The organism is Bradyrhizobium sp. Ken01 (genome assembly GCF_055807355.1).
Genome location: NZ_JBVVPC010000068.1, coordinates 1 through 23808 on the forward strand (window position 1 = coordinate 1; position 23808 = coordinate 23808).

At 59.6% G+C, this 23808-nt stretch carries 23 protein-coding genes and 1 riboswitch; of the genes, 5 read left to right on the forward strand and 18 right to left on the reverse strand.

The window, feature by feature from the left end; all coding sequences use genetic code 11:
* Positions 1–322: 322 nt before the first annotated feature.
* The 11 genes from AC0L3S_RS36175 to AC0L3S_RS36225 form a co-directional block, all read right to left on the reverse strand.
* Complete coding sequence (locus tag AC0L3S_RS36175; RefSeq protein WP_473284567.1) at positions 323–1369, reverse strand: HD-GYP domain-containing protein; 1047 nt, start codon at positions 1367–1369, stop codon at positions 323–325.
* Between the two features lie 88 nt (positions 1370–1457).
* Positions 1458–1781: a PilZ domain-containing protein gene (locus tag AC0L3S_RS36180; RefSeq protein ID WP_473284569.1), complete on the reverse strand. Its 324-nt coding sequence runs from the start codon at positions 1779–1781 to the stop codon at positions 1458–1460.
* A complete protein-coding gene (locus AC0L3S_RS36185) occupies positions 1781–2854 on the reverse strand; it encodes a DUF2336 domain-containing protein (RefSeq protein ID WP_473284571.1) in 1074 nt (357 codons plus the stop codon). Before AC0L3S_RS36185 ends, AC0L3S_RS36180 begins: the two co-directional genes overlap by 1 nt.
* A 365-nt stretch (positions 2855–3219) precedes the next feature.
* On the reverse strand, positions 3220–4737 hold the full coding sequence (locus AC0L3S_RS36190) for a phospholipase D family protein (protein WP_473284573.1): 1518 nt from the start codon (positions 4735–4737) through the stop codon (positions 3220–3222).
* A gap of 86 nt (positions 4738–4823) precedes the next feature.
* Positions 4824–6185, reverse strand: coding sequence for a DUF2252 domain-containing protein (locus AC0L3S_RS36195; protein ID WP_473284609.1), 1362 nt, complete (start codon positions 6183–6185; stop codon positions 4824–4826).
* Between the two features lie 574 nt (positions 6186–6759).
* A complete protein-coding gene (locus AC0L3S_RS36200; RefSeq protein ID WP_473284575.1) occupies positions 6760–7128 on the reverse strand; it encodes a response regulator transcription factor in 369 nt (122 codons plus the stop codon).
* Between the two features lie 399 nt (positions 7129–7527).
* Positions 7528–7863, reverse strand: a complete 336-nt coding sequence (locus AC0L3S_RS36205) for a helix-turn-helix domain-containing protein (RefSeq protein ID WP_473284577.1) — start codon at positions 7861–7863, stop codon at positions 7528–7530.
* A gap of 71 nt (positions 7864–7934) precedes the next feature.
* Positions 7935–8693: an outer membrane protein gene (locus AC0L3S_RS36210; RefSeq protein WP_473284579.1), complete on the reverse strand. Its 759-nt coding sequence runs from the start codon at positions 8691–8693 to the stop codon at positions 7935–7937.
* Between the two features lie 270 nt (positions 8694–8963).
* A complete protein-coding gene (locus AC0L3S_RS36215) occupies positions 8964–11741 on the reverse strand; it encodes an autotransporter family protein (protein WP_473284581.1) in 2778 nt (925 codons plus the stop codon).
* A 633-nt stretch (positions 11742–12374) separates the two neighbouring features.
* Entirely contained in the window at positions 12375–12752 is a 378-nt protein-coding gene (locus AC0L3S_RS36220) for a hypothetical protein (RefSeq protein WP_063995462.1), read from the reverse strand.
* Positions 12753–12843: 91 nt separating this feature from the next.
* On the reverse strand, positions 12844–13353 hold the full coding sequence (locus AC0L3S_RS36225) for a septal ring lytic transglycosylase RlpA family protein (protein ID WP_473284583.1): 510 nt from the start codon (positions 13351–13353) through the stop codon (positions 12844–12846).
* Positions 13354–13904: 551 nt separating this feature from the next.
* Positions 13905–14003: riboswitch (SAM-I-IV-variant riboswitch) on the forward strand.
* A 34-nt stretch (positions 14004–14037) separates the two neighbouring features.
* On the opposite strand from AC0L3S_RS36225, the gene AC0L3S_RS36230 reads away from it, so the two are divergent.
* Complete coding sequence (locus tag AC0L3S_RS36230; protein WP_473284585.1) at positions 14038–14625, forward strand: hypothetical protein; 588 nt, start codon at positions 14038–14040, stop codon at positions 14623–14625.
* A gap of 712 nt (positions 14626–15337) precedes the next feature.
* Positions 15338–15889: a recombinase family protein gene (locus AC0L3S_RS36235; protein WP_473284587.1), complete on the forward strand. Its 552-nt coding sequence runs from the start codon at positions 15338–15340 to the stop codon at positions 15887–15889.
* 1342 nt (positions 15890–17231) lie between these two features.
* On the opposite strand, the gene AC0L3S_RS36240 is transcribed toward AC0L3S_RS36235, so the two are convergent.
* From AC0L3S_RS36240 to AC0L3S_RS36270, 7 genes are all read right to left on the reverse strand, one after another.
* Positions 17232–17651: a hypothetical protein gene (locus AC0L3S_RS36240; protein WP_473284589.1), complete on the reverse strand. Its 420-nt coding sequence runs from the start codon at positions 17649–17651 to the stop codon at positions 17232–17234.
* The gene (locus tag AC0L3S_RS36245; protein WP_473284591.1) at positions 17648–19153 is read right to left on the reverse strand and encodes a DEAD/DEAH box helicase; all 1506 of its coding nucleotides are present in this window, start codon (positions 19151–19153) and stop codon (positions 17648–17650) included. The genes AC0L3S_RS36240 and AC0L3S_RS36245 overlap by 4 nt, the downstream gene beginning before the upstream one ends.
* Complete coding sequence (locus AC0L3S_RS36250; protein ID WP_473284593.1) at positions 19150–19986, reverse strand: bifunctional DNA primase/polymerase; 837 nt, start codon at positions 19984–19986, stop codon at positions 19150–19152. The genes AC0L3S_RS36245 and AC0L3S_RS36250 overlap by 4 nt, the downstream gene beginning before the upstream one ends.
* Positions 19983–21101 carry a DNA polymerase III subunit beta family protein gene (locus AC0L3S_RS36255; protein ID WP_473284595.1) on the reverse strand — a complete coding sequence of 373 codons (1119 nt, stop codon included), beginning with the start codon at positions 21099–21101 and terminating at the stop codon, positions 19983–19985. Before AC0L3S_RS36255 ends, AC0L3S_RS36250 begins: the two co-directional genes overlap by 4 nt.
* Positions 21101–21289, reverse strand: coding sequence for a hypothetical protein (locus AC0L3S_RS36260; protein ID WP_473284597.1), 189 nt, complete (start codon positions 21287–21289; stop codon positions 21101–21103). Before AC0L3S_RS36260 ends, AC0L3S_RS36255 begins: the two co-directional genes overlap by 1 nt.
* A 57-nt stretch (positions 21290–21346) precedes the next feature.
* Positions 21347–21643, reverse strand: a complete 297-nt coding sequence (locus AC0L3S_RS36265) for a hypothetical protein (protein WP_473284599.1) — start codon at positions 21641–21643, stop codon at positions 21347–21349.
* A 243-nt stretch (positions 21644–21886) separates the two neighbouring features.
* Positions 21887–22147 carry a hypothetical protein gene (locus tag AC0L3S_RS36270; protein ID WP_473284601.1) on the reverse strand — a complete coding sequence of 87 codons (261 nt, stop codon included), beginning with the start codon at positions 22145–22147 and terminating at the stop codon, positions 21887–21889.
* A gap of 300 nt (positions 22148–22447) precedes the next feature.
* On the opposite strand from AC0L3S_RS36270, the gene AC0L3S_RS36275 reads away from it, so the two are divergent.
* From AC0L3S_RS36275 to AC0L3S_RS36285, 3 genes are all read left to right on the forward strand, one after another.
* Positions 22448–22714 (forward strand): helix-turn-helix transcriptional regulator, encoded by a 267-nt coding sequence (locus AC0L3S_RS36275; RefSeq protein WP_473284603.1) that lies wholly within the window; start codon positions 22448–22450, stop codon positions 22712–22714.
* A gap of 114 nt (positions 22715–22828) precedes the next feature.
* Positions 22829–23023 (forward strand): hypothetical protein, encoded by a 195-nt coding sequence (locus AC0L3S_RS36280; protein ID WP_473284605.1) that lies wholly within the window; start codon positions 22829–22831, stop codon positions 23021–23023.
* 176 nt (positions 23024–23199) lie between these two features.
* Entirely contained in the window at positions 23200–23451 is a 252-nt protein-coding gene (locus AC0L3S_RS36285) for a hypothetical protein (protein WP_473284607.1), read from the forward strand.
* Positions 23452–23808 lie beyond the last annotated feature (357 nt).

Sequence of the window (23808 nt, forward strand, 5' to 3'; positions counted from 1 at the left end):
GCGACGAAGCGGAGCCAGAGGCCCGGAGAGAACCCCATCAAACCGGGCCTTTGCGCTGTCCCTTGAGCGAAGCGCATGCCGCATCACGTAGGTCATCGCCTGATCGTTCCGATGTCTCTTTGAGCCTCCAGCCTTGCGTTGTGTCCAGGCTAAATCCCGTCTTAGTTGCCGGGTTGAACTGGGCGGCTTGGGCCAACAGCGGACATCCGCTTTCCAGGTTTTTATCAGTTCACGCCGGACTCGGGGGCGACGGTGACCCTGGTACGGTTAGGGTCTCACCGTCGGTGGAGAGTTGTAATTCCTTCGTAGCTTCCACCAGAATTCATCTGGTAAGCGCAACATTCTTAAAGGAGGCGACTAGCGCCCTGTCCAGCTTTCCCCTCATGCCGCAGAGAATCTCGTATGCCGCCGCACGAGGCATTGTCGGCTTGTACGGCCGGTGCTCGATCAACGCCGCAAAGATATCCGAAATGGTTAGAACGCGCACGATGTCGGTGATATTCTCGGCGCAGAGGCCGTCAGGATAGCCGCTGCCATCGAGATATTCGTGATGATGCCGGACCGCATCGAGGACTTCGGGTGAGATGTCCACGTGCCCTTTCAGCACATCGTAACCCGCCGTCGGGTGGGATTCGACCAACGCTCGCTCGTCGTCATCGAGGCGTCCCGGTTTGTCCAGGATCGCCAAGGGCACCCTCGCCTTTCCTATGTCGTGGAACATGGCAGCAGTGGAAAGCCGTTCAAGGTCACTTCTACGGAAACCGAGACTGAGACCGAAATCGACGGCGACGCCGGTCACGAGCAGGCAGTGCTGGAACGTTCCCTCGTGATGGCGCCGCACCGTGGTCAGCCATTCGGCTAACCCATGCTCGGAAATCCGGTTGGTGATCTCGCGGCCCGCCTCTTTGGGACCGGCCACGTCGACCCGCTCACCGAGGGTGATCGAGGTGAACATCGATGCAATCGCGCTCGCTGCGGCGTCAACCGCATTGTCAGACTTTGAGCTGCCGCTCGTCGGCCCACTCTCGTCGCCGGCTCCGGCCAAAGCGGCCAGGATTTTGGCCGCATCGATCTTCCCACGCAACACCGACGTTGCGCCGAGCGCATAAGCTTGCGAGATGCAAACGTGGGAGATTTGCTCGACGAGGAAGATCCGCTTCTTTGCTTTGGCTAACCGCGCAGCTCTCCTTTTCAGCGCGACAATGTTTTCGAGCGCTCGCAGGTCGGCACGGACGACGACCGCAGCAGCATCGTGCGGAAGCTTTGCTTCTACATCGAGCCGCTCGCCGGCAACGGTGAACTGTTCTCCAAAAAGCGAGCAGAGCCCGAAGAGCTTCTCGGAAGTGTCGGCCAATACGTGCACGAGCATGACTGGTGCCTTCGTTCGTCGGGTGCCGGGCTGAATGGGCCTCGTCGGGGTGCAAGTTGATTGGCTCACTTCAATGAGACTGCTCGGCTCAACTTGGTTTATGCGTGCGCCTGTCGCTCGCTGTCGTTTGGGCCTTCTTGCCATTTGCCTGGATAAAGTGGACGCCAGCCGTGGTTCCGTCGATCCAGACCAGCTCGCAGCGTCGATAGGCCAGTCCCGTCGACGACAGCAGCATGAAGAACTCCTTGGCCGAGAGAACATCGAGTGACCCTTCGACTTCGATCTTGGCGCCGGTGTTCGAGATATCCAGCAAGACGCAGCTTCGCCGCCAGGTGCCGTCGGAGCCCATCAGGTTCACGGGCTGTCTGTTGTCCATGCGCACCCGAGACGCCTTGCGACCGTCGAATTTCATTATTTTCCTGCCGATCTTGCAGTGCGGCGGTGGGCGCGCGCGGAGATTTCTCCCCAACGAACGGACCATTGGCTAGTCGAGAGATGAAGCGTTTCAAACAGCTCCTGCGCTCGCACGCGTTCGCCTGGTGAAAGCCCCGCGCCGCGAATGCTGAGGACCGCCAGCGTGGTCTGCCAATTCAAGCGCGATGCCCGGCACGCCATAACCGCGCCTTCGTAACCGGACTCTCCCATCACCTGCTCGATGGCCTCAATCGGTGCTCCCGACAGCACCGACAACGCCGTGAACAGGTTGGCTGTCTCACGCCGAATCGCGAACCGATTGACAGTCGAATCACTCAGCTTTCCGCTCCGATTGAGCGATATGATCTCCGGCCTCGCAGCGGCGTACTCAGCGTCGCAAGGTTGCTTTGCCGTCGCTAATACTTGCGAAGGCGCGCTTGCGGTGGAGGCCTTAATTGCCGGCCTCGGCGATGCCGACAGCAGCTCGCGAACCACCATGTCCGGGGTGTCCGGCCTCAGCGTCAGCGCTTTCGTGATCTCGTCGTCCTCCACAGCTCTACCGATCAAGTGGGCATAGGCCGCGCCTGAGAATTCAGCGCCCGAATTGGCGATGAGGGCCAGACAAGTCTTGCTGCTGCCGCGCTGCAATATTGCCTCAGTCACTGGGCTTTCGATCCTGCGCCGGCCAGCAATGGCGAGAAGGTGATCCTCGCTGCCGGACGTCGCGATCGCCACGAGATCAGCCGGCGATAGGGCGGGAGATTTCGTAAGGATAGGGACTGCGATCGCCGGATCGCCGCTTGAGGCGAGACATCGCAGGGTCTTCATCGGAGCGGTACCCAGCTCGGCGAGCGTCGTGCTGAGCTCGGCGAGCGTCCCGGGCGCGATCCGCCGGGCCAAGCGAACTAGAACGTCGTCAAGCAAGCCGACCTGCGGTTCTTGTAATTGGTGATTACCGTCAGCGAGCAGCTCAGTGGTGCGCCAGAGCATGCGCGCACAACATTCGGATGAGCTCTTCGCGATGGCGGCATCCAACTCAGTAATGAGATCGGCCGCAGAATTTGCCCTCATTGGCTGGCCCAAATTTATTCTAATATCGTCACGTCAAATCCAACGTATTACGCGCTTAAGTTGTTAAGATTTCTTTATATGCCAACCGTGACATACGAGAGGCTGTTCTTATTCATCTGAACGGAGCTCTGCAGCGTACTAAAGTACCTGCTAGCTGACGCTGCGGCCTGCGCGTGGCCGAGTGCCGATAACTCGGAATGATAGCTGCCATGATTTGCGTGAGTCGCCTGGCTCAGAGAACTCTTGTGCCTCTTCCTGATCCAGCTATCGCACACGCTTGCCTGTCCAGTCCCGCTCAATTCGGCTTCTTAACGGACGGCGGGTCGATGGCAGCTTCGCTCTGCTGGTAGGTCGCCCACGCCAGTTCAAAGCTGCGAGTCAATAGGAAGGAGCTTCAGGAGAGTCGTGAGGACACGCCGTCGCAGACCAGTGGCGGGCTCGTCCGAATACCGCATCAGTTCGCTATCTTTCGTCGTCTCCCAGGCGAGTTTGCTATCTGGATCAAGAAAGACGCGGTAGCTGTTCGCCGGCCCAACTCCCATCTCCATGTAAGCCGCCAGCCGCCGGGCGAGTTCTGGGCTTTCGACATAGAGCCCCGCTTCGGTGTTAATGAAGGCGGAGCGAGAATCGAGGTTGAAGCTGCCAATGAACACGGCTTTTCCATCAAATATCATCGCCTTTGTGTGCAATGCCGCTGCGGACCTCCCGGCCACGATCGACCATCCCGGCCGGTACGCGTCAGTGTCGGGCCTGAGTTCATACAACTCCATGCCATTCTCCAGAAGTGTTCTCCGCGTCTTGGCGTAGCCCGCGTGCGCTGGGAGCATGTCATTCGATGCAAGGGAATTTGTAAGCACCCGCACCCTCACTCCACGATCCTGCAATCGTTTCACAGTGGCCTGAGCCCCAGCCGGCAGAACGAAATAAGGTGACTCAACAAGAAGCTCTCGTTCCAAACTGGCTACACGCTCACCGATGAAGATCACAACGCTATTGCTCTCCTTTCCGGGAACAATTTCGGGATCATCGGCGACGATTCGCCCTGGCGCCCAGATCAAATCGTCGCGCAGTTCGTTGCACAGCACAGCCAGCTGCTCAGGATGCTGAGAAATGGGATAGGGGTAATCAGTCGTGGCGATCTCCTCCCTGAGGCGAGTCAGGATAACCTGAAGGTCAGCCTCACCATATGCTCGCCTGACGATTGCGGCGATCGGTACCGCAGATGAGCTATTCCAGTATCGGTCAAAAACGTTTGACAGATCGCGAACGACCGGTCCAACCGCCAGGACATCCAGATCACGATAGTTGGCACTGACATTCACACCGTAGTAAATGTCACCAATATTGCGACCACCCACGATCGAGGCCGCGTTATCGGCGATCATCAATTTGTTGTGCATGCGGCGGTTAACGCGAGCGAAGTCGAAGAGGAAGTCCAGGATAGCCCAGCGCCGGTTTCCGAGCGGATTAAATAGACGAATCTCGACGTTCGGATGGGCGTCCAAGCAGGCTTTGACGGAGTCGCTGTCCTTGTAAAAGGGGTCGTCAACAAGAAGCCTAACTCTCACGCCTCGTGCGGCGGCCCTCATGACATGATCAACCATGATCCGGCCCGTGGTGTCGCCATCCCACATGTAGTACTGCAAATCGAGGCTATGCTCGGCCAGGTCCGCCAGTGCCAGACGAACGGCAAAGGCTTCTCGCCCGTGGATCAACAGGCCAAATCCTGAATGATCTTCTTTTGTGTCTCCGTAGGGCGCTAATTGTTTACTGAGGCACGTTGAAGCGAAGCCTTCATATGCGCTCGAGAACGTGCGTCGATAATCGCGACGCCTCGTCGGAACCACCAGCCCAAGGACCTGATTAATCCAGGTCAGAAACAAGAGCACACCTTATGAGGTCTGTCGGCGACAGTTTTGCATGGCATTTTGACGCTCCGATCTGGAGAACCTTCGAGCGACGCGTTACCTCATCTTTGTTTCGCTACAGACACCTTGCCGTTGCGAGCGGCGGTCTTCAGCACTCCATAGTCACGCTCGGTCTGCTCAAGATATGCTAGTGCATATTTTCCAATTGCGTCCGGAAGCACGTCGCCTGTGCCACAATAACCTGAAATCATAGCGGCATCGCCAGACTTAGCGTGAGCGAGTGCGAGCGCCCAACCGCAGAGGCGGCAATAGTCTGGTAAACCCTCACGGGTTTTTCTGTCGCCCTCGGCCAAGCTGAGGCCACCCTTCATATCTGCAAGCTGCCTCACATAGTAATGGCGCTTCGCCTTACTCGCGTCCACTGGACCCCAGCCCAGAAAAACGTCGGGTGACCCTTGGATCATCCGCTGGCCCACCACGACGCGCCGACCTTGCTGCTTGACTTCTCTTGCTCCATCCAGGAATTGAGCTAACACCGACTCCTGCGCTTCCTTTATCTGTAGGAATAGCGGGCTACCAGCACCGTGCTCCTCCAGCAGTACTACCCAGCAATTCGTGCCGACGCTTCCAACTCCCACCACTTTGCGGGCCACGTCCACTACCCGAAATCGCGACAACAATCGTCTGCGATCTTCAGGCAGTGACTCCAAATAGGAGCGAAGCATTGATGTTAATGCTTCAGTCACTGGGGTGCCATCTGGGAGATGCTTTGCACGAACGATCAGCGGCACATCCTCCAAGATGCGATGCTCTCCATTCACCTCCTCTGTCAATCGATCGAGAGCCCGAATGTGGCCCCGTCCGCGCGCTTTCTTGAATGTATTCTGCGCAAGTTTACGCATACGAGGAGGCGCCGATGCCAAAATAGTTTTCTCGTCAATAAGGTCGTACCACACCTCCAGAAAATCCATTTCTGCATACCCGCGCATTCTCGCGATGTATGCTTCGACAACAGCACGCGCAGCATGTTCGGCATCTACGCGGTCACCGGCCATGAATTGAGCAGCAACGGCCGCGCTTGCGGCCAAACGTTTTAGATCCCACTCCCAAGGCGCGGGAAGAACCTCGTCAAAATCGTTGATTGCAAAAACTAGATTTCGTTCGGCCGATGCGAACAGGCCGAAATTCAGGAGGTGCATATCTCCGCAGGCCATGACCTGAAGGTTTGTGCGGGGAGAGTTGGCCAAATCACCGGCCATGATTGCTGCACTTCCTCGCATGAAGGCGAACGGCGAAGCCAGCATTCGTGCCATTCGCACCGGCACTAGTTCCTTTATGCGCGTAGCATTCTGGGCTTGGAGAACTAAAAGAGGGTCGGATCGTGAGCGGCTGAGAAACAGCTCTCCGTGAGAGGAGCGCGGGACACTGCTACGGAGTGCTCTTCCATTTGCAATCCGATCCATACGAGTAAGATGACCCGCTTTGAGCTGGCTCAGCTTCGCAAGATCTGCTCGGCTCGCACTCTGTCTGAAGAAATCATCTAGCTTCGGCACGAGCGCTCACCTGCCTTCCTTACCCGCCTAATGCACCGCAACTCACCTGGACGCGAGGATCAGACCGCGCGAGCTGGAAAGTCTCTCCTGCACACAACGGCCAAAATCTGACTGCTGAGGCGCTCTCGGATGTTGATCTGCGTCAAGGGCTCGGACGAGCTTGCAGTTCTGCACACCTACTGCTCTGCGAGATTCTCTAGGATCACTACCGCCAAACTCGCATGAAGAAGGCCTGCTCGAACTAGGTCACCTAATGTCTTGTTAGCGCACCAGGGTATTGAGAGGGCCGTGTGGAAGGCGGTCCTGGTTGGTGAGGAGCACCTTCCGTTGCCCGACGCTGCATTGGTGCTGTCGCCCTTCCCACCGTTGTGCCATAGCCGAATGACGGCTTGTCTTCTTGTTCACACGCCAAACTTCGGCACATGGTGCGTAAACATGGCCGCTCCGTATCTCCAGCTCCCCGCTCTCCTGCCTGCTGTATCGGTCAGGCACCAACAGCTTTTTTTATAGGCACCAGCAATTCAGAAGCGGAAAACGGCTTGCTGACGAGAGCAACACATCCGGCGTTCAGCGCAGCCTGGCGGACGGCCGGCTCCTCGTTGCCAGTGATAAAGATGACTGGTACGTCAGCGCGTGAGGCATTGAGATATTGCCTCAGCTCAATGCCTGATCCATCCTGCAGATTGATGTCGAGGATGACACAAGCCGCCCGCTCAAGCTCAGCGTTGGCTTTGAAGGCGGTGACCGATGAGAACGGGACGGGCTTGTAGCCTTCGCGACGCAGCAGTCTGGCGACCGCCTTCAGTATGCCAGGATCGTCGTCAACGATTATGATGTGATCGCAGGCCTGCATCCGTTCTCGATTCTACGAGCGCGATCTGAGTTGGCCGCAAAGCACTCATCCACTTCTTGGTGCTTAATCATTTTGCTCTGTAAGAGCTTACAGCGGCTTCTCCCGTTGTGTCCCGCCGAACGGGGTCGGCCCCAGTCCCGCGCGAGACTGGGGCCTTGGGGGGCTGGTGCACCATTGGGGTTGGTGCAATCCCAGTGAACCTAACAATCCAAGCGAAGAATAGTTGTCCTCAGGCACATTGTCCCAAGGTACACGCAAAAACCCAGGGACAGCCAAGATACGAGGTGCTCCTCAACCGTACGAACCCTTTCCCTTCAGGCTCGACCTAGTTGATAGGCTTGTTCGCATGCTTGGCATTACAACGTGAGAACTACAACCGCCGGGCCATCGCAGGACCGATCATTTTTCCGGTGGCGGAACTGCCTTATGGAGCGCCGATCGTGCCCGAGCCTTCCGGCGCACCGTGACATGCAGTTGCAAGCCCAGCGCGTCCAGGACCGTCAAAACGGTTGTGAAATTTGGATGCTTTAGACCACCGACAAAGGCGCGATAGAGGGTCTGCCTTGCAATCCCGCATTCGTTGGCGATGTCGGAGACGTTGTAATCGCGGAGAGCAGAGCCGATGGCCTGGCAAACCTCGGTGATGTCCGAACTCTCAAAGGCGCGATTGATGGCGTCGGCCGCGTCGCGGCGGCTTAAGGGGCGGCTTGGCAGCTTGAGAGATCGTTCGGACATGTTCTCTCCGATAAAAAAGGCCGGCATCTCTGCCGGCCTAATTTACTGGAGAAAGAATGGAAGGACGAGGCTTAGTATCTCGCCGCCACCGGCGCACCGTACCCGCCGAAGCGATAATTGACGCGCAGTGTGACCATATCTACGTCTTGGTTGATCCGGTTCAGCGCACCAGCAACGATGGGGTTGGCAACCGAGAACGAGTTGTTTGCGTTGCCCATGAACAGATGATCGTATTCGATGCCAGCTGACCAGTTCGGTGCGAAACCATACTCCCAGCCGACACCTACCGTCCCACCCCAACGGGTTGCGCTTGCAGCTGCCAGTTCAGCTCCGCTGAGCGTGCCCAGGATGCTGAAGCGGTTGCTCGTCACTGCCGCGCCGCCTTTGACGTATAGCAAGGAAGCGTTCCAGGAATAGCCGATCTGGCCGGTGAACAGGCCAATGCCGTCCGTTTTTGTGCGGGTCGAGAACGCTGGGTTGATCAGACTGACGCGCTGGCTGCTGAGGTCCGCCCAGTCACCTTGAGCTTCCAGGCCGAACACCCACTGGCTTGCCTGCCAACGATACCCGACCTGACCGCCGATCAGGCCTCCAGAGCGCTCGCGACAGCCATCAGCGAAAACCACGCCGGCCGCGCCGACGAAATCCCAGCAATTGCGGCTTTGACCCCAGCCACCGTTCGCGCCGATGTAGAAGCCGGTCCAATCATAGATCGGCGCAACCATCGGGGGCGCCTTGGTGTAGGGACGGGCCGCCATATCTGCAGCGCTCGCAGGAGCGGACATGCTCAGCGCCACAGCGCCAATTGCACCAACCAAAATCTTCTTCATATGAATTTCTCCCAGTCCGCTTCCGTTGTCCCCGAAGCGTCAGGCTAGGCAGGAGCGCCCCTCATGATTCCTGCTCCTTTTTTAGGCGAGATGCTGCCGGTGGGATGTAGCGTGGAAGTCACACTTGCGGACGAAATTGCCCCGCAAGTTGTTAATCCAGCTTAAGAATTGAGTTCCCATCGGTCCGCAGTTTGGGTCTTCAAATTGCAGCCGAGTCCGCTCGGGTTCAAAAATGGAAGAACTGAACATGAGCAGATGTCTTCCCCAGCTTCACCACGCATACCGGACGCCAGCTGCTCCGCGAATGCCATCACGCCTGCCGCCGTCGGTGTCGCTGACAGCGAACTGGTAGTCGGCATTGGCGTAGAGGCTGACGTTGGCGTTCATCCTCACACTCACCCCACCTCCGAGTTGCAGGCGCGTGGCCTGCTCAAGCAAGGGCACCAGATCGACACCGGAAAATGTCGTTGTCGCCTGCGCCGCCCAATCGCGCCACAGATTGGCGCGAACATAAGGCTGCCACACCTGCCCGCTGTCGCTGGCGACGGTCCATCGGCCGCGCAGGCCAATCCGCCCACTGGTGCCCGACGTTGTACCCAGTGCGACTGCACCTAGACCATCATTGGCGTCGTAGAACGACACATGTTGCCAGACGATCTGCGCCTGCGGCTCCAGTACGAAGCCCGGCCCGAACATCGGCAACCGAATGGGATAGCCCGTCTCCAACGACGAGAGGAAGCCGAACCCAGTGGTTGAAAGGCTGGCGATTTGCGTGGAGGCTGCGCCTTCGTAGCGCGTCGCCTGTCCCACCGCGTCAAGGTACCAGTCATTCGGGCCGTAATGCGTCCAGTAAGCGCCGCCTGACCATGCATTGAGATTGAGACCGCCGGTGTGACGGAGCATGTAGCCGGTCGCTGCTTCGTTCGTGACGAGGCCGCTCACATCGACATTGGCATTGGCATATCCGACATAAATGCCTCCGGCATCGCGATGGCCCGGTATCCATTCGCCCCGCCACAGATCGAGGCCGGTCTGAAAGCCCAGCACCTGGCCGGAGGTGCGCGGATCAGCGAACGCCCTGTAATGGCTGTCGATCTGCTGACCGAGGACCCGCCCCCAGCCGGCGCTCGCGCAATCGGTCGGCGCTCGCGCTGGTACCAGACCGCCGGCGGGGCATGGCGCGCCCGCATTTGCGTCGAGCAACGTATCGCCGATGCGTTCATGCAGGGTGCCAAGCGTCGTCATCCCCAACTGCCGGGCGATCGGCTGGACCACACCATAGGTCGCGATCTCCGGCCCGATGATTGGGTAGATACCCGGGGGCAGCGTCCCAGGGGGCGGATTGGTTGGTAGTGCCGGTCCGAGTGGCACGAGCGGCACTGATGGCGGCTCGATCGGTTCCGGGTGGACGACAAAGGTCGAGCGGAGAAACCAGTCGTTGGGACTGCTGCCCGCGAGGCCTCCACGGAAAAGAAAATAGTCGAAGGCGCCGCCGCGCACCTCGCCGGCGAGCACGAAGGCACCGGGTACCGTTGTGCCGTTGTTGATTACCTGCACCACCGCGATGCCATTCGCCACCGTCTCTGCGCCGGGGCCACCCGCATTGGTGATGTGCAAGACGGAATTGCCGGTCGCGCTGCCGCCGTTGATGATGAGCCTGTCCGAAGGCGAGCCGTCGGGGCCGAGAAACGTGTTGAGCCCGATTGTGCCGTTCGCGCCCACGTAGTTGCCCGCGGTTAGCGTCTTGTAGCTCGACAGTTGCGTGGGATTCCCGGTCGGCGCGGTGTAGGTGATCTGACTGTTGTCGTTGATGACGGTTGTTGCCGTCGAAGTCCCGGTCATCGTCCAGATGGTATTTTGCGTGAGATTTACCGTGCTCATACTCCCGCCCTGCGTCGAGATCATTCCTTGCAAGGTCGCCCCTTGAGCGTTGAACGTCGTGTTGCCGGACGAGTTCGTGTCGAGCAGGGTGTTGTTGTTCGCAGTCGCGATCGTGTTGCTGAGATTGATGTTGGCAGTGGCGCCCTGCACCAGGAAGGAAGCCTCGCTCGCCATAATCGTCGCATTGCTGTACTGCAACGTGTTGGCGGCGCCGCCGTTGTTGAAAAGAAAGCCGATGCCGCCATTGCCCGAAGCCGTCACGTTAGTGCCGGCCATCGTCACGCTGCCGCCGTTCTGAAGCCGGCCGCCTGCGCCGTTGACGTCAGATACCGAACCGCCGGTCGTCATGATGCCGGCGCCGTTCGCTGAACTCACCCCGGCGTTACCGCCGCCTCCACTAACGCTGACGACTACGTTGTTTGCTGTAATCGTACTCCCAGTGCCAGTCGCCAGAAGTCCCGTCTCTCCCCCGCCGTTTCCACTGACGGTGACACTGCCGCCGGTCAAACTCACTTTGCTACCTGTTTCCGCCTTCGCGCCGATGTCGCCACCGCCACCACCCGGCATCGATAAGGTCGTACCCATCAATAAGATCTGGCTGCCGGCGCCGGTTGCCCAAAGACCGGTATTGCCTCCACCCCCAGCTGCGTAATCGATTGAATTACCGCTTATCAGGTTGATGGTGCCGCCATTGGTCGCCCTCGCGGCTACGTTGCCCCCTGCGCCGTTGAGACTTACGGAGAGACCCGTCGCGCTGATTTGGCTGTTCGCTCCATTGGCAAGGAGTGCAGTGCCTCCGCCGCCGAAGGGCGGGTTAATGGCCGCTCCTGTTCGGAAAATGATCTGACCGCCGCTTTGCGCAGACGCAGCGATGGCCCAGTTGCCATTGATGCTGGACCCGGAACTGAAGGTGATCGTGCCGTTGGTCTCGGCCAAACCACCGGTGCTTCCGCCGTTGAAAGGATTGATGTTGACGTTGCTGGTGGTGATGTTGGCGCTGGTGAGCGCGTGAACCGCAGGCGAGCCGTTGAGAACGGTATCGGGAGCAATGGTACAAGATCCGCTGGTGAGCGTGACGGTGGATCCTGCGACGCTACAGGCTTGGGCGGTCGCCCTCTCAACCACGGCGCCGGACGCAAGCAGAACGAGCGTCGCGAGCGCGATCACGGCTCGGATCGGTATCGGCTGCACTGTCGCGTATATACGTCTCCAGACCGACGTATGGAATGCCGGGGTGGTGCCCGCAGGGCTGCAGGTCGACGCATCAGTTCGGCGGTTATCCAATCGCTGGCGTCGAAGGACTGAGCGCACCCAACAGCTCCTGGCGATCTGACAGAGAGCGCGAAACTAAACGACTGCAAATCACCGGAACCACAGTCGTACAAGGTATTGCCTCAATTATGACGAGGGCCGTCCGGGTTTGGTTTTGGCAGCTTGATGATGCTCCCGAGCCACGCAATGGACAGCAATACAGACCGAACAGACAGCAAGCTTCTTTCTCTCCCCCTGCCCCCCTCGACCCGAAAACTGCTCGGCCTGATCTTGTTGCTGGACGCGTGAAGCTCTGGAGGCCCAGCAAGCGCCTCGCGTACCGGATAGAAGCTTTGCGGATTGCACGTGAGAGCGGCTCACTCTGCAAGTGCGCGATAAACTGATGTTCGGCCGATCTTCTCCGTCTTCGCAATCGCGGACGGCCCCACGGCGGACGCCGTCAACAGCCGCGAGACTGGTGCGGCCTCGTACGGCCGGCGGCCCACCGCGCGATCTGCATTAAAAGGCGTCGCTCAACTGCTCGACCCGCTACTTAATCGTAGCGTGCACCGTGATCACCGATGTGCCAGAAGTCTTCGGCCCCTTACCCGTTGCCTTGATGGCAAAGGTGTCACTTCCCTTGTATCGGGCCTTTGTCTTGTATTCGTAAATCGCAACGTTGACCTTCTTGAGCTTGCCGTGTGCTGGCTTTTGCGAGATTTCCGAGCTAGTCGTTGCGCCGCGCAACGTGATCGGGAAAGTGCAACTTTCCCCAGACGCAACGTTAATGTCACCGGTCGAATTCTCTCCCCAATCCGCCAGCTCCATCGATCTTGAACATTCTGGAGCTGCCATCGCGATAGAAACATAAGTTGGGTTGGAGGCACCCACGACAAGCGCGACAATAGCCAAACTGGACAACCGCATCACGGGGCTCCTCGATATGCGATTTGTTGACTATGGCTGTGCCGTCGAGCATTTGGCAACTCGCCGCAATGCGAACGGGCTGCCTCCTGTACTAGTGGCGACGGTGATGACGGAGCGCAGGAGCCATCGCCATCGACGACCCGAACGTGCCCAACGGACCCACGCCGTCCTGCATCGGTTGGAAGACCCCCGGTATGGCCACCGCAGCGACGGGACGTTGGCGACCACGACTCGCGACCAAAGTCCCACCGGATCCCATTTGCACAATGGTCGCGGTCACGCTGCGATGGGTGCAGCGGCAGCCGAGCGCACTCGCGGCCGCAGGCGATAGATCAAGGAACGCGCCGGTGAATGGACCGCGGTCGGTCACCGTGACTTGGACCGACCGACCACCGCTCTGAACCATCAGGACGGTGCCGAAAGGCAGCGTCCTGTGAGCGGCTGTCATTGCAGCGCAGTTGAGTACGCCCCCGGAGGCTGTTCGGCGGCCGCACAGGCGGTCACTGCCGCCATAGTAAGTCGCGCTCCCGGAGAGACGATGCGCCTCAGCCACGGAAGAGAGCGAGAGAAGGACGATGCCGGTCACTACCATGCGTTTCATGCTGGATCCCTCGGGTATGAAAGAGGCGCTGCGACAGCGTCGCACCACCGCTAAGTCCAATCAGAGGTCCTACGGAGGGTTCGGCGGCGGGAGAACAAACGGCCAGCCTGCCCATAGGCAGCTTCTAACTCTGTTGATCGGCAAAGGTGCCGGAAATGGGGCAAAATGGAGTGCAAAGTGGATGGAGCGACTGCCGAGCGTGGTTAGCAGGCCAGCTTTCTTCCCTCGGTCAGCCGCACAAAAACAACCCAACCAAGCTTCAGGAGCCCCGTCAGGCATCGCCTGCGCTTCCGCGGGGAGCGAGAACAACGCGCGGGCGGCTCGCGCCAAGTTAGCTCAGACGCTTCTGATGAAGACCGAGGCGACCAGGAGATCTGACGGGGCCTTCGCGGTGCCAGCGCAGAGCCTAACGACGGAAGGCAAGCTAGAACTCGAAAACTTCGGCGGGAGTTGTGCGTCCACAGCCCAGCTTGATCGGGGTGCCATGGGGCGGGTTCGACCTCGAGACCGCCCTAAAGCCGTTGACAGCGGGTACCGGTGCGATATGTCCGTGCTTGCATCCTGAGAGGACCTGATGGTCCCGCCAACCAGCCTTGACCGGCAACGGTGGTACGACGATGTGGCCCGCAGGGGCAACAATAGGTCGCCAGTCCTCCAGATGCGCATGAGACCTCGGAGGGCCCTATGTTTTCACGACGTGGATTTCTGATCGGAACGGGCGGCTTGCTGACGATGGCGTTCGTCGGTGACGCGCGGGCATTCATACGGCGGAAGGAGGCACCGTTGCTGTTTGTCCCGTCGCGCACTGTACACACGCTTTACTGGGATTGGCCCGATGGTTTGAACGAACCGCAATTGTTTCTCGATGCCGAGCCTGAAGTCATTGCCCCTGAGCCTCCGACCTGGCGGGTGTTTCTGAACAGCCTGGACGCAAAGGACTACACGGCTGGTGAGATCAAAGAACGGCTCGAACAGATGAGCTTCGACCCAAGCCACCTAGACCAGCAAATGGACGGCGCCTGGTGGGAACTGCACTATGACCGCGTGTCCGGTCCCTCTGCGAGAGCCTATCGTCTCCTTAAAGGGATCGATCTTGGTCCTGACCTCGACCGGAGAGGTGACGGCCCGCATCTTGATTTTGTGGAAGGTGGCGGCAATCAGTTCGACTACTCGCTTCATGTACATCCAAGCGACCTGCTTGCGCTTTCTCTACTGCAAGCGCGGCTGATCGACCTGCGACTGCCAATCAAAGTCGAAAGATGGGAATGCTAGCACCGCGAGGGGAAAACAGCGTTGAAGCGCTGCTTGCCTACAATAGCAGGGCTGTTGGTTCGAGAGGATTTTCGGTGAGTCACTTTGACTCACCTCTTCCACTCTCGTCTTTGGACATGGCCGGCGGGGCTACGGCAAACTCAGCATCCACAAGTCGGCGCGGCCGATTCGAGTTTCTCCTCCAGCCCCCCTGCCTTCGCTTCAGGATCTCGTTGGCGGTACCGGGCATCTGACTGACACCGTTCGCACCACGGATGAAGTGAAGCGCAGAGGGGCTTGCGCGGACTCAGCGCACAAAGTTCTGGCGATGTCGATGTGGCCAGCCAGACCGCGAGTCGGGTTAAACGCTGGAGCAAGACCATCAGCAAGGTTCGAAGTGAGAAAATTTTGCCGCGGCGGGTTGCGACCGCCGGCCCCGCGACGATCGGGGGGTGCCAGGGGGTGGCTCAGAAACCCGATGCTGGAGCGCCCCGATCAGGCCGCCGGCGCCAAGATCAGCCATGGCGCGCAGCCGCATCACAAACTGCTCCGCAAGCTAGGCTCGTCATCACCACGGGGGCCGTTGCTCAGGCGATGAGCGCAGTTGCCTTGCTAGGCTACGGCAGACGATCTGCCTCCAACTTTCAAAAACTCTACTTTCTGGAAGATCGAAATTGCCCTTGCGTTATCGCGCTTTTTAGATTCCAAAAGTCTCTCTTTCAAAATGGGGGACATGATGAAGATCGGATATGCACGGGTCAGTTCGAACACACAGGATCACGCTGCTCAAACTGAGGCGCTGAAAACTGCCGGATGCGAGAAGATCTTCAGTGAGAAGGCATCAGGCAAGTCTACAAGCGGGCGGCCAGAATTCGCCAAGCTGATGAAGAGCCTCAATCCCGGAGACGTGGTAACTGTTACCAAGCTGGATCGCCTGGCGCGATCGAGCCGCGATCTGCAAAACATTTTTCATGAGCTCCAGGAGGTAGGCTGCGGGTTTGTTTCGCTCGGCGAGAATTGGTGCGACACAACGACCGATGTGGGTCGGTTGGTCATGACGATCATGGGCGGCATCGCCGAATTCGAGCGCAGCCTGATCCGCAAGCGGTGTGAAGAAGGTATTCAGCGGGCCCGGCGTAAGGGCACGAAGTTCGGGCGGCCGACTGCTCTTGATCACAGTCAGCGCCGACGACTGGCTGAGCGGTACGCTGCCGGCGAAACGATGGCGGAGTTGGCCCGCGAGTATGAGTGCGGCGAAACTACAATCTGGCGGGCCCTCCAATAAGCGTCTCTTCGAGTGACAGCCTCTCCGCGCCCCTGGGACGGTCGAGGAGCAGCCTGTTTCTTCACTGGTCTTGGGGACTCAAAGCCACCAAGAGCGCATCAGCGGCCCGCGTGGAGTCGCGGCGATCCATTCCGGCCGTGATCAAACCCCGAGGCGATTAGTCCACGATGCCGGCAGCGATCAGCCGCCTATATAGTTCATTGTAGACCTCACCCCGTTCTCGAGACGGAGCCGCATGATCTGCTAACACCTCCAACACGCTTTTCACGAACCTTCGCGCGGCACTGGCTGCTTGCGGGTTCAGGGCGTCGAGCCACGCTTCAACTGCGAACCACTCAATGCCGCAAGCCTCCAACTCGCAGATTCCTTGCCGATCCAGCTCATTCGTCCACTGGGTCGTGGCTATCTGCGCCTTCAATTGCCTTCGGGCGCGTTCAATCCGATCGGTTCTGTCTCGGCTCCGCTTTACCGCAGCGGCTTGCCAAAGCCTCGGCTGGACTACCTGTACAAAGCGCCCACGCTCATCCCTGATAATCGACCGCACGGGTTGCCTCCATGGTCCGGCTACGCAGCCGCGTGAGTTTGGCGCTCAAGTCCTCCTCACTGATGAGGCCGCGCGACCTCCTAGCCCATAGCCATCGGAGGGCGTCCGAGAACGCCGGGAGGTCATCGTCCAGGAGCGCGAGCTCGAAGCCTTGCTGCATCGCCCATGCTCGGCAGATCTCCTCATCGTCGGGCGTCAGAATGATCGTTTTGCCAGGATGGTGTGGGTCATGACGCCAGAGCATACACAAGCGATTGCGCTCTAATCGCATCTCGGCCCGCTGAATACGGGTCAAATCTCCTGACAGGTATGCGGCAGCCAGCCGCGTCTGTTTTACTTTGGAGCTTCCGCCATGACGGAAGCAAGTTGAACGACCGCGCATCCTCGCTGCCTTGCAGGGTTCACCAGACCTGGTCACCGCCGTACAAGTGGGCATACGTCGATTTGGGCCATCGCAGCATTGAGCACGACCGATCATGAAGTTGTGGCGCTGTGTTTCGGATTGAAATCCGAAGACACGGCCTGTTCTTGGATCTCGCCGACCTCGCATTGCACTCATGACGCGGCCTCGTTCAGAGCTTAGCGAGCCAATTGTAGCATAATCCAAGATTACTCGAGATACCGAAGTTGCTGATGGTGCCCCTTCCGCTCGCCACTAAAACTGTTCGCTGCATAGTGTCATGGGTGACACTAACAGTGTCACTGGTGAGACTATGTGGTGTCATGGATGACACCGTTGGCCTCTTACAGTGTCATGGGTGAGACTATGCATAGTGTCATGGGTGAGACAGTCTATAGCTATCCATCTATCCCCTCCTTTCTGTATCTCCGCGATGGCCAAGCTGGAGAGCTGTCGACCGAACTCCAGGCTTCGAACTCGCGGCTGGCCGGCTGACCGGTGACATCGCAGTCAAACTCGGTGAGTCGCCAACGAGTGGCCTCACGTTTTCGGTCAAAACGTCCTTTTGCCGCAACGGCGATGAAGCCACGCTCCTGCAACAGCATCAAAGTGCGCGCGGCAGTGGAAATCGAAATTGGAATGACGGAAGCGGCCTGCCTTGCTGAGAACCCGATCCGGCCATTGTTGTTGCCACGATAAAGATTGGCCAATTCAACGTAGACGGCGCGGGCGTTGCCATTAAGACTTCGCCAGGCCTGGCTCTCGATCATTGTCTGGGTAAGCCGGACAAAACGTTCCCTGGGGCGATTTTTGCTCATGCGGATTTCCGCCGCCGCGCATAGGCGATCATCCGCGAGCGCACCCAGCGCCTAACCTCGACCGATGGCTCCGACGGCACAGGCGCCGGCCCGGGAGGCGGCCACTCGCCAAATTTCTTGTGGTACTGGTGAGCAGCCCAGCCAGGCTTGTAGCCGCGTTCGGCCGCGATGCTCGCGAGCATGCCGTGCCACTCGTCGCGGATGCGGAGATCGACACGATCAGGTTGGGCCTTACGGCTAGTACCAACGAGGCCCAGATCGCCATCGATCACGTCAACGGCGCGCGGTAATGGTGCCGGCAAATAGCCGCACGTGAGACAAGCCATCCCGCCGACGCGCGCAGCACCACATTCGGGGCATTCGACGATCCTCGGCCCGCCCGGATGATCCCCGTCTCGGATGGCATGGGCCGGATTTTCTGTCTTCAAGTCGGGATCGAGCGTCCACTCGATGAAGTCTTCGGCGAACCCGAGCCGGTAGGTAGCACCCGAGTGGTCGATGACGATGCAATCAACCTTGTCCGGCGCTGGCCGGAGCCCGCGTCCGACCATCTGCCTGTAGAGGCCCAGCTGCTTGGTCGGTCGCGCGAGGATCAGGCATCCAAGCGCCGGCATATCCCAACCTTCGGTCAACACCATGCAGTTCGTGACAACCTCGATTTCGCCTGAGGCGAGCCGCGCCAGCGTGGCATCGCGCTCGGCCATTGGCGTCGAGCCGTCAATGTGTTCGGCGCGAACGCCGGTGACAACGAACTCGTCTCGGATGTGAATTGAATGACGGACGGAGGTGGCAAAGCAGACCGTCTTGCGCCGCTTGCCGAATTTGAACCAGTTAGTGACGATATCGCCGACCAATTTTGGCCGATCCATGCGGTCGGCGAGCTCCCTTTCCACGTAATCGCCATGACGAACGTGAACGCCGTGCAGGTCAGGATCCACCGGCGCGTAGACGCGGGTCGGCACCAGAAAGCCCTGCTCGACAAGCTCGCCGACTTGTGGGCACTGGATCATGGTCTGGAAGACCTTACCGAGGCCGCGGCCGTCGCCACGGCACGGCGTGGCAGTGAGCCCAAGCAGAATGGCTTCCGGGTAGCGCTCGATGATCGATTTGTAGCTCTGCGCCACGACATGATGGCATTCATCGACGACGACGAGCCCCGCCTCGGGTAGCTCCATCGTCGAAGCCTTGGTGGCACGGCGATGCAACGTCTGTACGCTCGCCACCTGCACCATCTCAAATGGCCGCGGTTGATCGCCGGGCCTGATGATACCGTGAGGAATTCCGCGCAGCTTATTGCTGGTCTGGGTGATGATTTCTCGACGGTGGGCGAGAAACAACGACCCGCAGCCTTTCTGGCGGGCCTGTTCTACGATCGTGCGGGCAATCACGGTTTTGCCGGACGCGGTCGGCGCGACGAGGATGATCCTGCGTTGCTCCGCGTTCACGGCGCGCCAGAACTCGGCGATGACCTCGACCTGGTACGGGCGCAGCACCTCGGTCATGGCGCGCCTCGCGATCTCGGGCACCGCAAACCCCCGGCCCGCCCGCTGAGAATGGTTGCGTGCACGTTCCGCCAGCCATCGTCGGCCACAAGCCCGTTCGTGATGCAGGCCTGGTGCAGCTCGGCGATCACCTCATCCTCGGCGAGCTCTCCGCCGGCAACCAATCGAAAAAGGTTGAACGCCGCACGGTTGAGCGCGTCGTTGCGTCGCCCGGGCGGAGTGGCAGCCAGCGCCGCGATTTCGGCTTTCAGGGCAGCGTGACCATAGGCGCCCACACGGCACGGTCCTTGATTCGGGGCCATGGCCCGGTCGATGATCCGCAATTCGGTTTTGGTGCGAACGGCATTGATCAGCCATGCCGGTGCGGCCGCGACAGGCCCCCAGGGATCGCCGAGGAAGACGTAGCGGTGGCCTGTTTGATGGACGGAGGGCGGGACGATGACGTAGCCGTCGTCGCCGCGGGTGTCGATGCCGGCACCGACCCTCCCGACAGTGGTGGGGATCGGACCCGGATATGCAAACCATGCATGTGCGCCCCTGGCCGTGAGCACGGTGCGGGTGTCCGGCAGCGCTCCGTGTTTCGTTTCCAGCGCGCGCAAAGTTGCAACTCCCTCGGGACCATCGAGGTCGAGCACCCAGAAACCCGAACTCGCGCCCGTCGGGATAGCAATGTTGCGCTCGGGATCAGTCCAATAGCGGCGAATGGTTGCAGGGTTCATGGTGGCGGCTCGAAAGCCGCGTTGAACCGCGGGTATCTTTCCCCCCGGGGCGCAGGGAAACACCGGAAATCCGCGAGCAGCGTAGTCGAGCGCGGCGGCGAGTAGATTGCTCATGACGACCTCGGCCGGATCGGCATCTGTCCCGCGGTAAAGCTCTCGTCGTCCGGGTCGGTGATGAGGATGATGCTGCTGGGCTGCCCCGCGTTGATCGTGACGTTGTCGCCCCGCAATACGGCGACGATTTCAGCGAAATACCGGGTCTGAACTGCCGTTTCGCTCTCGCCCACAACGTCGGCCGCAAGGTGGTCATGGCTGCCATCGGCACGCAAATGCAAACCGCCGGCGTCCCAGGACACTTTGACGATAGGCAGTGGTGTCTGCGGGTCAGCCACTGCCGTGAAGCGTGCGAGCGCCTCGGCGAGCCCGGCGCGGTTGGTGGTCATGAAGTTCTGGCCTGGCAACTGGCAGAATCTCTCATAAGCGGGATAGGTCGCTTCAATCCTTCTACTAACGAGCGCAAATCGCATGCGCTCGCATGCGCCCTGGACTGCAAACAAGCGTTCTGACCGACGCAGGGTCACGTTGCCGATCGCGTTGCGCAGCAAGCGGGTGATGGAGTTCACCACCCCATTCGCGATGATCAGCGAGTGATCCGGCGAGAGTGTCGCCGTCGCCGGTGTGGTGACACGGCAGTACCGGACCCCGTCGGTCGCGACCGCGACAAGACTCTCGGCTGTGCTGTGCAGGAGGATGCCATTAAGGTATCCACGAGACGCATCGTGGGCAGCAGCGAACGCGGGCCGAGCAAAAAGACCAAGCGTCGTCTTGGCATCGAGTTCGACGCGACCAGTTTCCACTCGGATAACAAGCGGCTCCCGCAGGTTCGCGATCGGAACCACCGGGAGCCTGAAGCTCGATTGACCTGCGGTTAGCATCGCGGCGTGGTCGTCGGCGACAATGGCAATCTCTGCGTCGGGTGGGAAATGCCGCAGCACTGCCGCGAGCGGCTCCAGCGGCACCGCCAGCTCGCCCTCGGCCGCGGCCTCAGCCCAAATCGTAATAGTGCATTCGAAGGTAGTTATTGTGATGGAAAGACTCTCGCGACCCGCGGCGAGCCGGACTGCCTCCATCACAGGAACGCGCTGGGTCTGCCGTTCGCCGACTGGCGGTGTGGCGAGACTAAAAGCGGCAGCCAGTGAGCCGCTTCGCGCCTTGATGCGACCCGCCATCACTGGTGCTCGATAGTGAACAGAACGAGATGGCAGCTGGCGCAAATGGCGAGAACATCGCCATGTTCGAGCGGCTCAATATCCTCTGCACGCAGCTCAGTGCAGCAATATGGGCAACGCACTTCGGCGACCAGGCGCACGGCGGCATTAAGGCGAAACGCGGCCCGGATACGAGGCTTCTTAGGCATTGAGGTGTCCTCCAAAAAGAAAGAGGGCACCATCAACGATGGTGCCCTTCCGGTTTGCTACGACGTGAGCTTGCTGATGAGATCGCCCAGCTCGTTGAGGTCATGCGCTGCGATCTCGATCTCAAGCAAATCATCGGCGAGCGATTTCCGCCGATCATTGAGCTCGTCATCGAGATCGTAAGGCTCGAACACCTCCAACTCGCCTTGAGCCATAGTGCAGGCGACAAAGACCCGCTCGCTGATTTCCCCGACGCGTCCAGTGAGATCCCTCAAGTGCTCCAGGATGTTGACAGCCGAGTCGGCGGGCGCTACCGCATACCGCGCGACAGCGCTGGCGGTCGTGACGTTGGACATAAGCTGTCCTCTTTTGTTAGACGACCGGGTGCATCGGGTTTGCTGCACGAGTGCACCTGGCCGTCGGCTCCGCTCCTTTCAGCCAAGAGTTCGCCTTAGCCGAGCGGCTATTGCCTCGGCGAAATAACGATCCAATCTTTCTTTGCCTCTGTTGCTTTACTCGGCGGCAACCCTGTCAGCGTTCGTCTTGGGCTCGCGCTAGCTCAGCCGGGCTGGGCATTCGCGCTGGACGCGGCGTTGTACTTACGTGCTGCTCGACTTTTCCATCTCGGACATCACCTTCGTGGCCCCCTCGGCTTCACGCGCAGCAATCCACTCTGCCGCGGCATGCTGGCTGATGCGCACGGCCCAACCAATGCGCATCTCACGCGGTGCGAGACCATGACGCTTCAATTTCTCGTAGGTCGAGCGGCTAATCCCAACAGAGCTGCAAAACTCATCAACCGACCAGCTCACTCGCGGCACAGGATGCTTCTCGATGTTCTCAGCAATTGAGCGCGCCATCGCTATCCTCCTTTTATCCACGGCGCACTTCTGCACCTCATGACGAGCATGCTTTGATAAGTCCGCGATTACCAGGAGCCACAAACGACGATCTAGTTTCAGGGAATGTCAGCAAGTACCGTTCACAAGCTTTTGACGCAGCACTGTCGCGGTACGAGAGGGATGTGCGATTTGCTCGCGTGACCGGAAGTTTGCGAAGCTTTGCTTCAATCTAGAAAACGCAACTGAACCTCGGTTAAACTCGGTCGCCCACCATGTCTCAGGAGCGCGCTCGGTGCTCCATGCATGCAGAGATCAAACATGACCATGAGTATCGCTGCCATCCAAGATGAACCCATCCTCCGTCGTATGCTCACTGAGGAGATGGTCCTCGCGCTCATTCCCATCTCTCGCAGCACGCTGTATCGGCTCATTAAAGCAGGAACATTTCCGCAGCCGACGTACATCAGTCCCAACCGGCGAGTTTGGTTTTGGGATGAGATTGCCGCGTGGCAAGCTGCGAAGGTGGCATGCGACGAGCGCAATCCGAAGCGTGGCCGCGGCAAGGGTCGGCCGCGGCGTGCCTAATTGCGCATGAACACCGGCAGCAAGATTCAAACGTGAAGAAGCGGATACTCGAACGAGTGCGCCCCTTGCGACCCACGGGTCGCGCACAACAGGCAAGCCGCTAAGGGGATTGCGGTGGATACCGCACTGGGCACGACAAAGGGGACGAGCCGATCAGGCCTGCTCAACAGCGGCGGCTCGTCGCACTTTGTCGACTACCTGCTGGCAGACCTTGGCAATCTCAGTTCGGACCTCGAAGACGACCCGCTCGATGCTGCGCCGGGTCGCAAGGTCACCTCGCGGCGCACACCGCACCGGCAGGCTCGATAGATGCAGTAGGGCTGTGCCAGCGATCTGGTCAATAAGTTAGTCGACATCCGCCCGACGCACTAGTTCGCGTTTGTTCTCCATCAACCGAAGCTGCAGCATCTCGGTCTTGACCGCGACGTGGGCCTGATCAGCCTCACTGCGGAGGATGGCTGCCGTTCGCGCCGAAGGTGCCGTCAGTGGGCAATGCGGCTCTGGTCGAGCGGCAAGCCGTCACCTCGCCGCTGGATCACACCTTCGGCTTCGAGCTTGTCGATGTGGTCCGGGAGCAATCAGGATGCTCCGCCAGTGCCGAGGCGCTGACGGTCGCGGGCTTGGAGGATCGCCTCCGAGAGGAAGGCTTGGTGCCGGACGATCCATTACTGCTGACGGCTTCAGTCATCGGTTTAGCTCCTGCTGCATTGCGGTATGATAATTCACTTCCGCTTTGAAGACATAGCGGACATGAGCGGACTTGCCGCTGGGCTAGCGATTGACCCAAAGCGGACGAAGCCAGCTTTCCCAACGGTCATTGAGGCAAGTCAACAACTGCGCTCGAACCGAACGATAGCTGAAGCATGGCTTTCTGCCACCAGTGGCAGCGTGTCTCTGACATGGCTCGGCGCAATCACTGGGAGGTATCACATGAGACAACCCGCGATTGCTAGCTCGACGCCGGCAGCGCTCTTGCGGCGGGCCGTTACCTGGTGGCTCACACAGGTGAAGCATGCTCTTCCGCCGACAATCTTCTTCTTCGTCGGCTTCAACCTGATCCTGTACACTAAACGCCTGATCCTGCAGGAGCACGG

Excerpts from the sequence above, each read along its gene's own strand:
- AC0L3S_RS36175 (WP_473284567.1), bottom strand. The coding sequence starts at position 1,369 with ATGCTCGTGCACGTATTGGCCGACACTTCCGAGAAGCTCTTCGGGCTC.
- AC0L3S_RS36180 (WP_473284569.1), bottom strand. The coding sequence starts at position 1,781 with ATGAAATTCGACGGTCGCAAGGCGTCTCGGGTGCGCATGGACAACAGA.
- AC0L3S_RS36185 (WP_473284571.1), bottom strand. The coding sequence starts at position 2,854 with ATGAGGGCAAATTCTGCGGCCGATCTCATTACTGAGTTGGATGCCGCC.
- AC0L3S_RS36195 (WP_473284609.1), bottom strand. The coding sequence starts at position 6,185 with ATGGATCGGATTGCAAATGGAAGAGCACTCCGTAGCAGTGTCCCGCGC.
- AC0L3S_RS36200 (WP_473284575.1), bottom strand. The coding sequence starts at position 7,128 with ATGCAGGCCTGCGATCACATCATAATCGTTGACGACGATCCTGGCATA.
- AC0L3S_RS36205 (WP_473284577.1), bottom strand. The coding sequence starts at position 7,863 with ATGTCCGAACGATCTCTCAAGCTGCCAAGCCGCCCCTTAAGCCGCCGC.
- AC0L3S_RS36210 (WP_473284579.1), bottom strand. The coding sequence starts at position 8,693 with ATGAAGAAGATTTTGGTTGGTGCAATTGGCGCTGTGGCGCTGAGCATG.
- AC0L3S_RS36220 (WP_063995462.1), bottom strand. The coding sequence starts at position 12,752 with ATGCGGTTGTCCAGTTTGGCTATTGTCGCGCTTGTCGTGGGTGCCTCC.
- AC0L3S_RS36225 (WP_473284583.1), bottom strand. The coding sequence starts at position 13,353 with ATGAAACGCATGGTAGTGACCGGCATCGTCCTTCTCTCGCTCTCTTCC.
- AC0L3S_RS36230 (WP_473284585.1), top strand. The coding sequence starts at position 14,038 with ATGTTTTCACGACGTGGATTTCTGATCGGAACGGGCGGCTTGCTGACG.
- AC0L3S_RS36235 (WP_473284587.1), top strand. The coding sequence starts at position 15,338 with ATGATGAAGATCGGATATGCACGGGTCAGTTCGAACACACAGGATCAC.
- AC0L3S_RS36240 (WP_473284589.1), bottom strand. The coding sequence starts at position 17,651 with ATGAGCAAAAATCGCCCCAGGGAACGTTTTGTCCGGCTTACCCAGACA.
- AC0L3S_RS36245 (WP_473284591.1), bottom strand. The coding sequence starts at position 19,153 with ATGACCGAGGTGCTGCGCCCGTACCAGGTCGAGGTCATCGCCGAGTTC.
- AC0L3S_RS36250 (WP_473284593.1), bottom strand. The coding sequence starts at position 19,986 with ATGAGCAATCTACTCGCCGCCGCGCTCGACTACGCTGCTCGCGGATTT.
- AC0L3S_RS36255 (WP_473284595.1), bottom strand. The coding sequence starts at position 21,101 with ATGGCGGGTCGCATCAAGGCGCGAAGCGGCTCACTGGCTGCCGCTTTT.
- AC0L3S_RS36260 (WP_473284597.1), bottom strand. The coding sequence starts at position 21,289 with ATGCCTAAGAAGCCTCGTATCCGGGCCGCGTTTCGCCTTAATGCCGCC.
- AC0L3S_RS36265 (WP_473284599.1), bottom strand. The coding sequence starts at position 21,643 with ATGTCCAACGTCACGACCGCCAGCGCTGTCGCGCGGTATGCGGTAGCG.
- AC0L3S_RS36270 (WP_473284601.1), bottom strand. The coding sequence starts at position 22,147 with ATGGCGCGCTCAATTGCTGAGAACATCGAGAAGCATCCTGTGCCGCGA.
- AC0L3S_RS36275 (WP_473284603.1), top strand. The coding sequence starts at position 22,448 with ATGACCATGAGTATCGCTGCCATCCAAGATGAACCCATCCTCCGTCGT.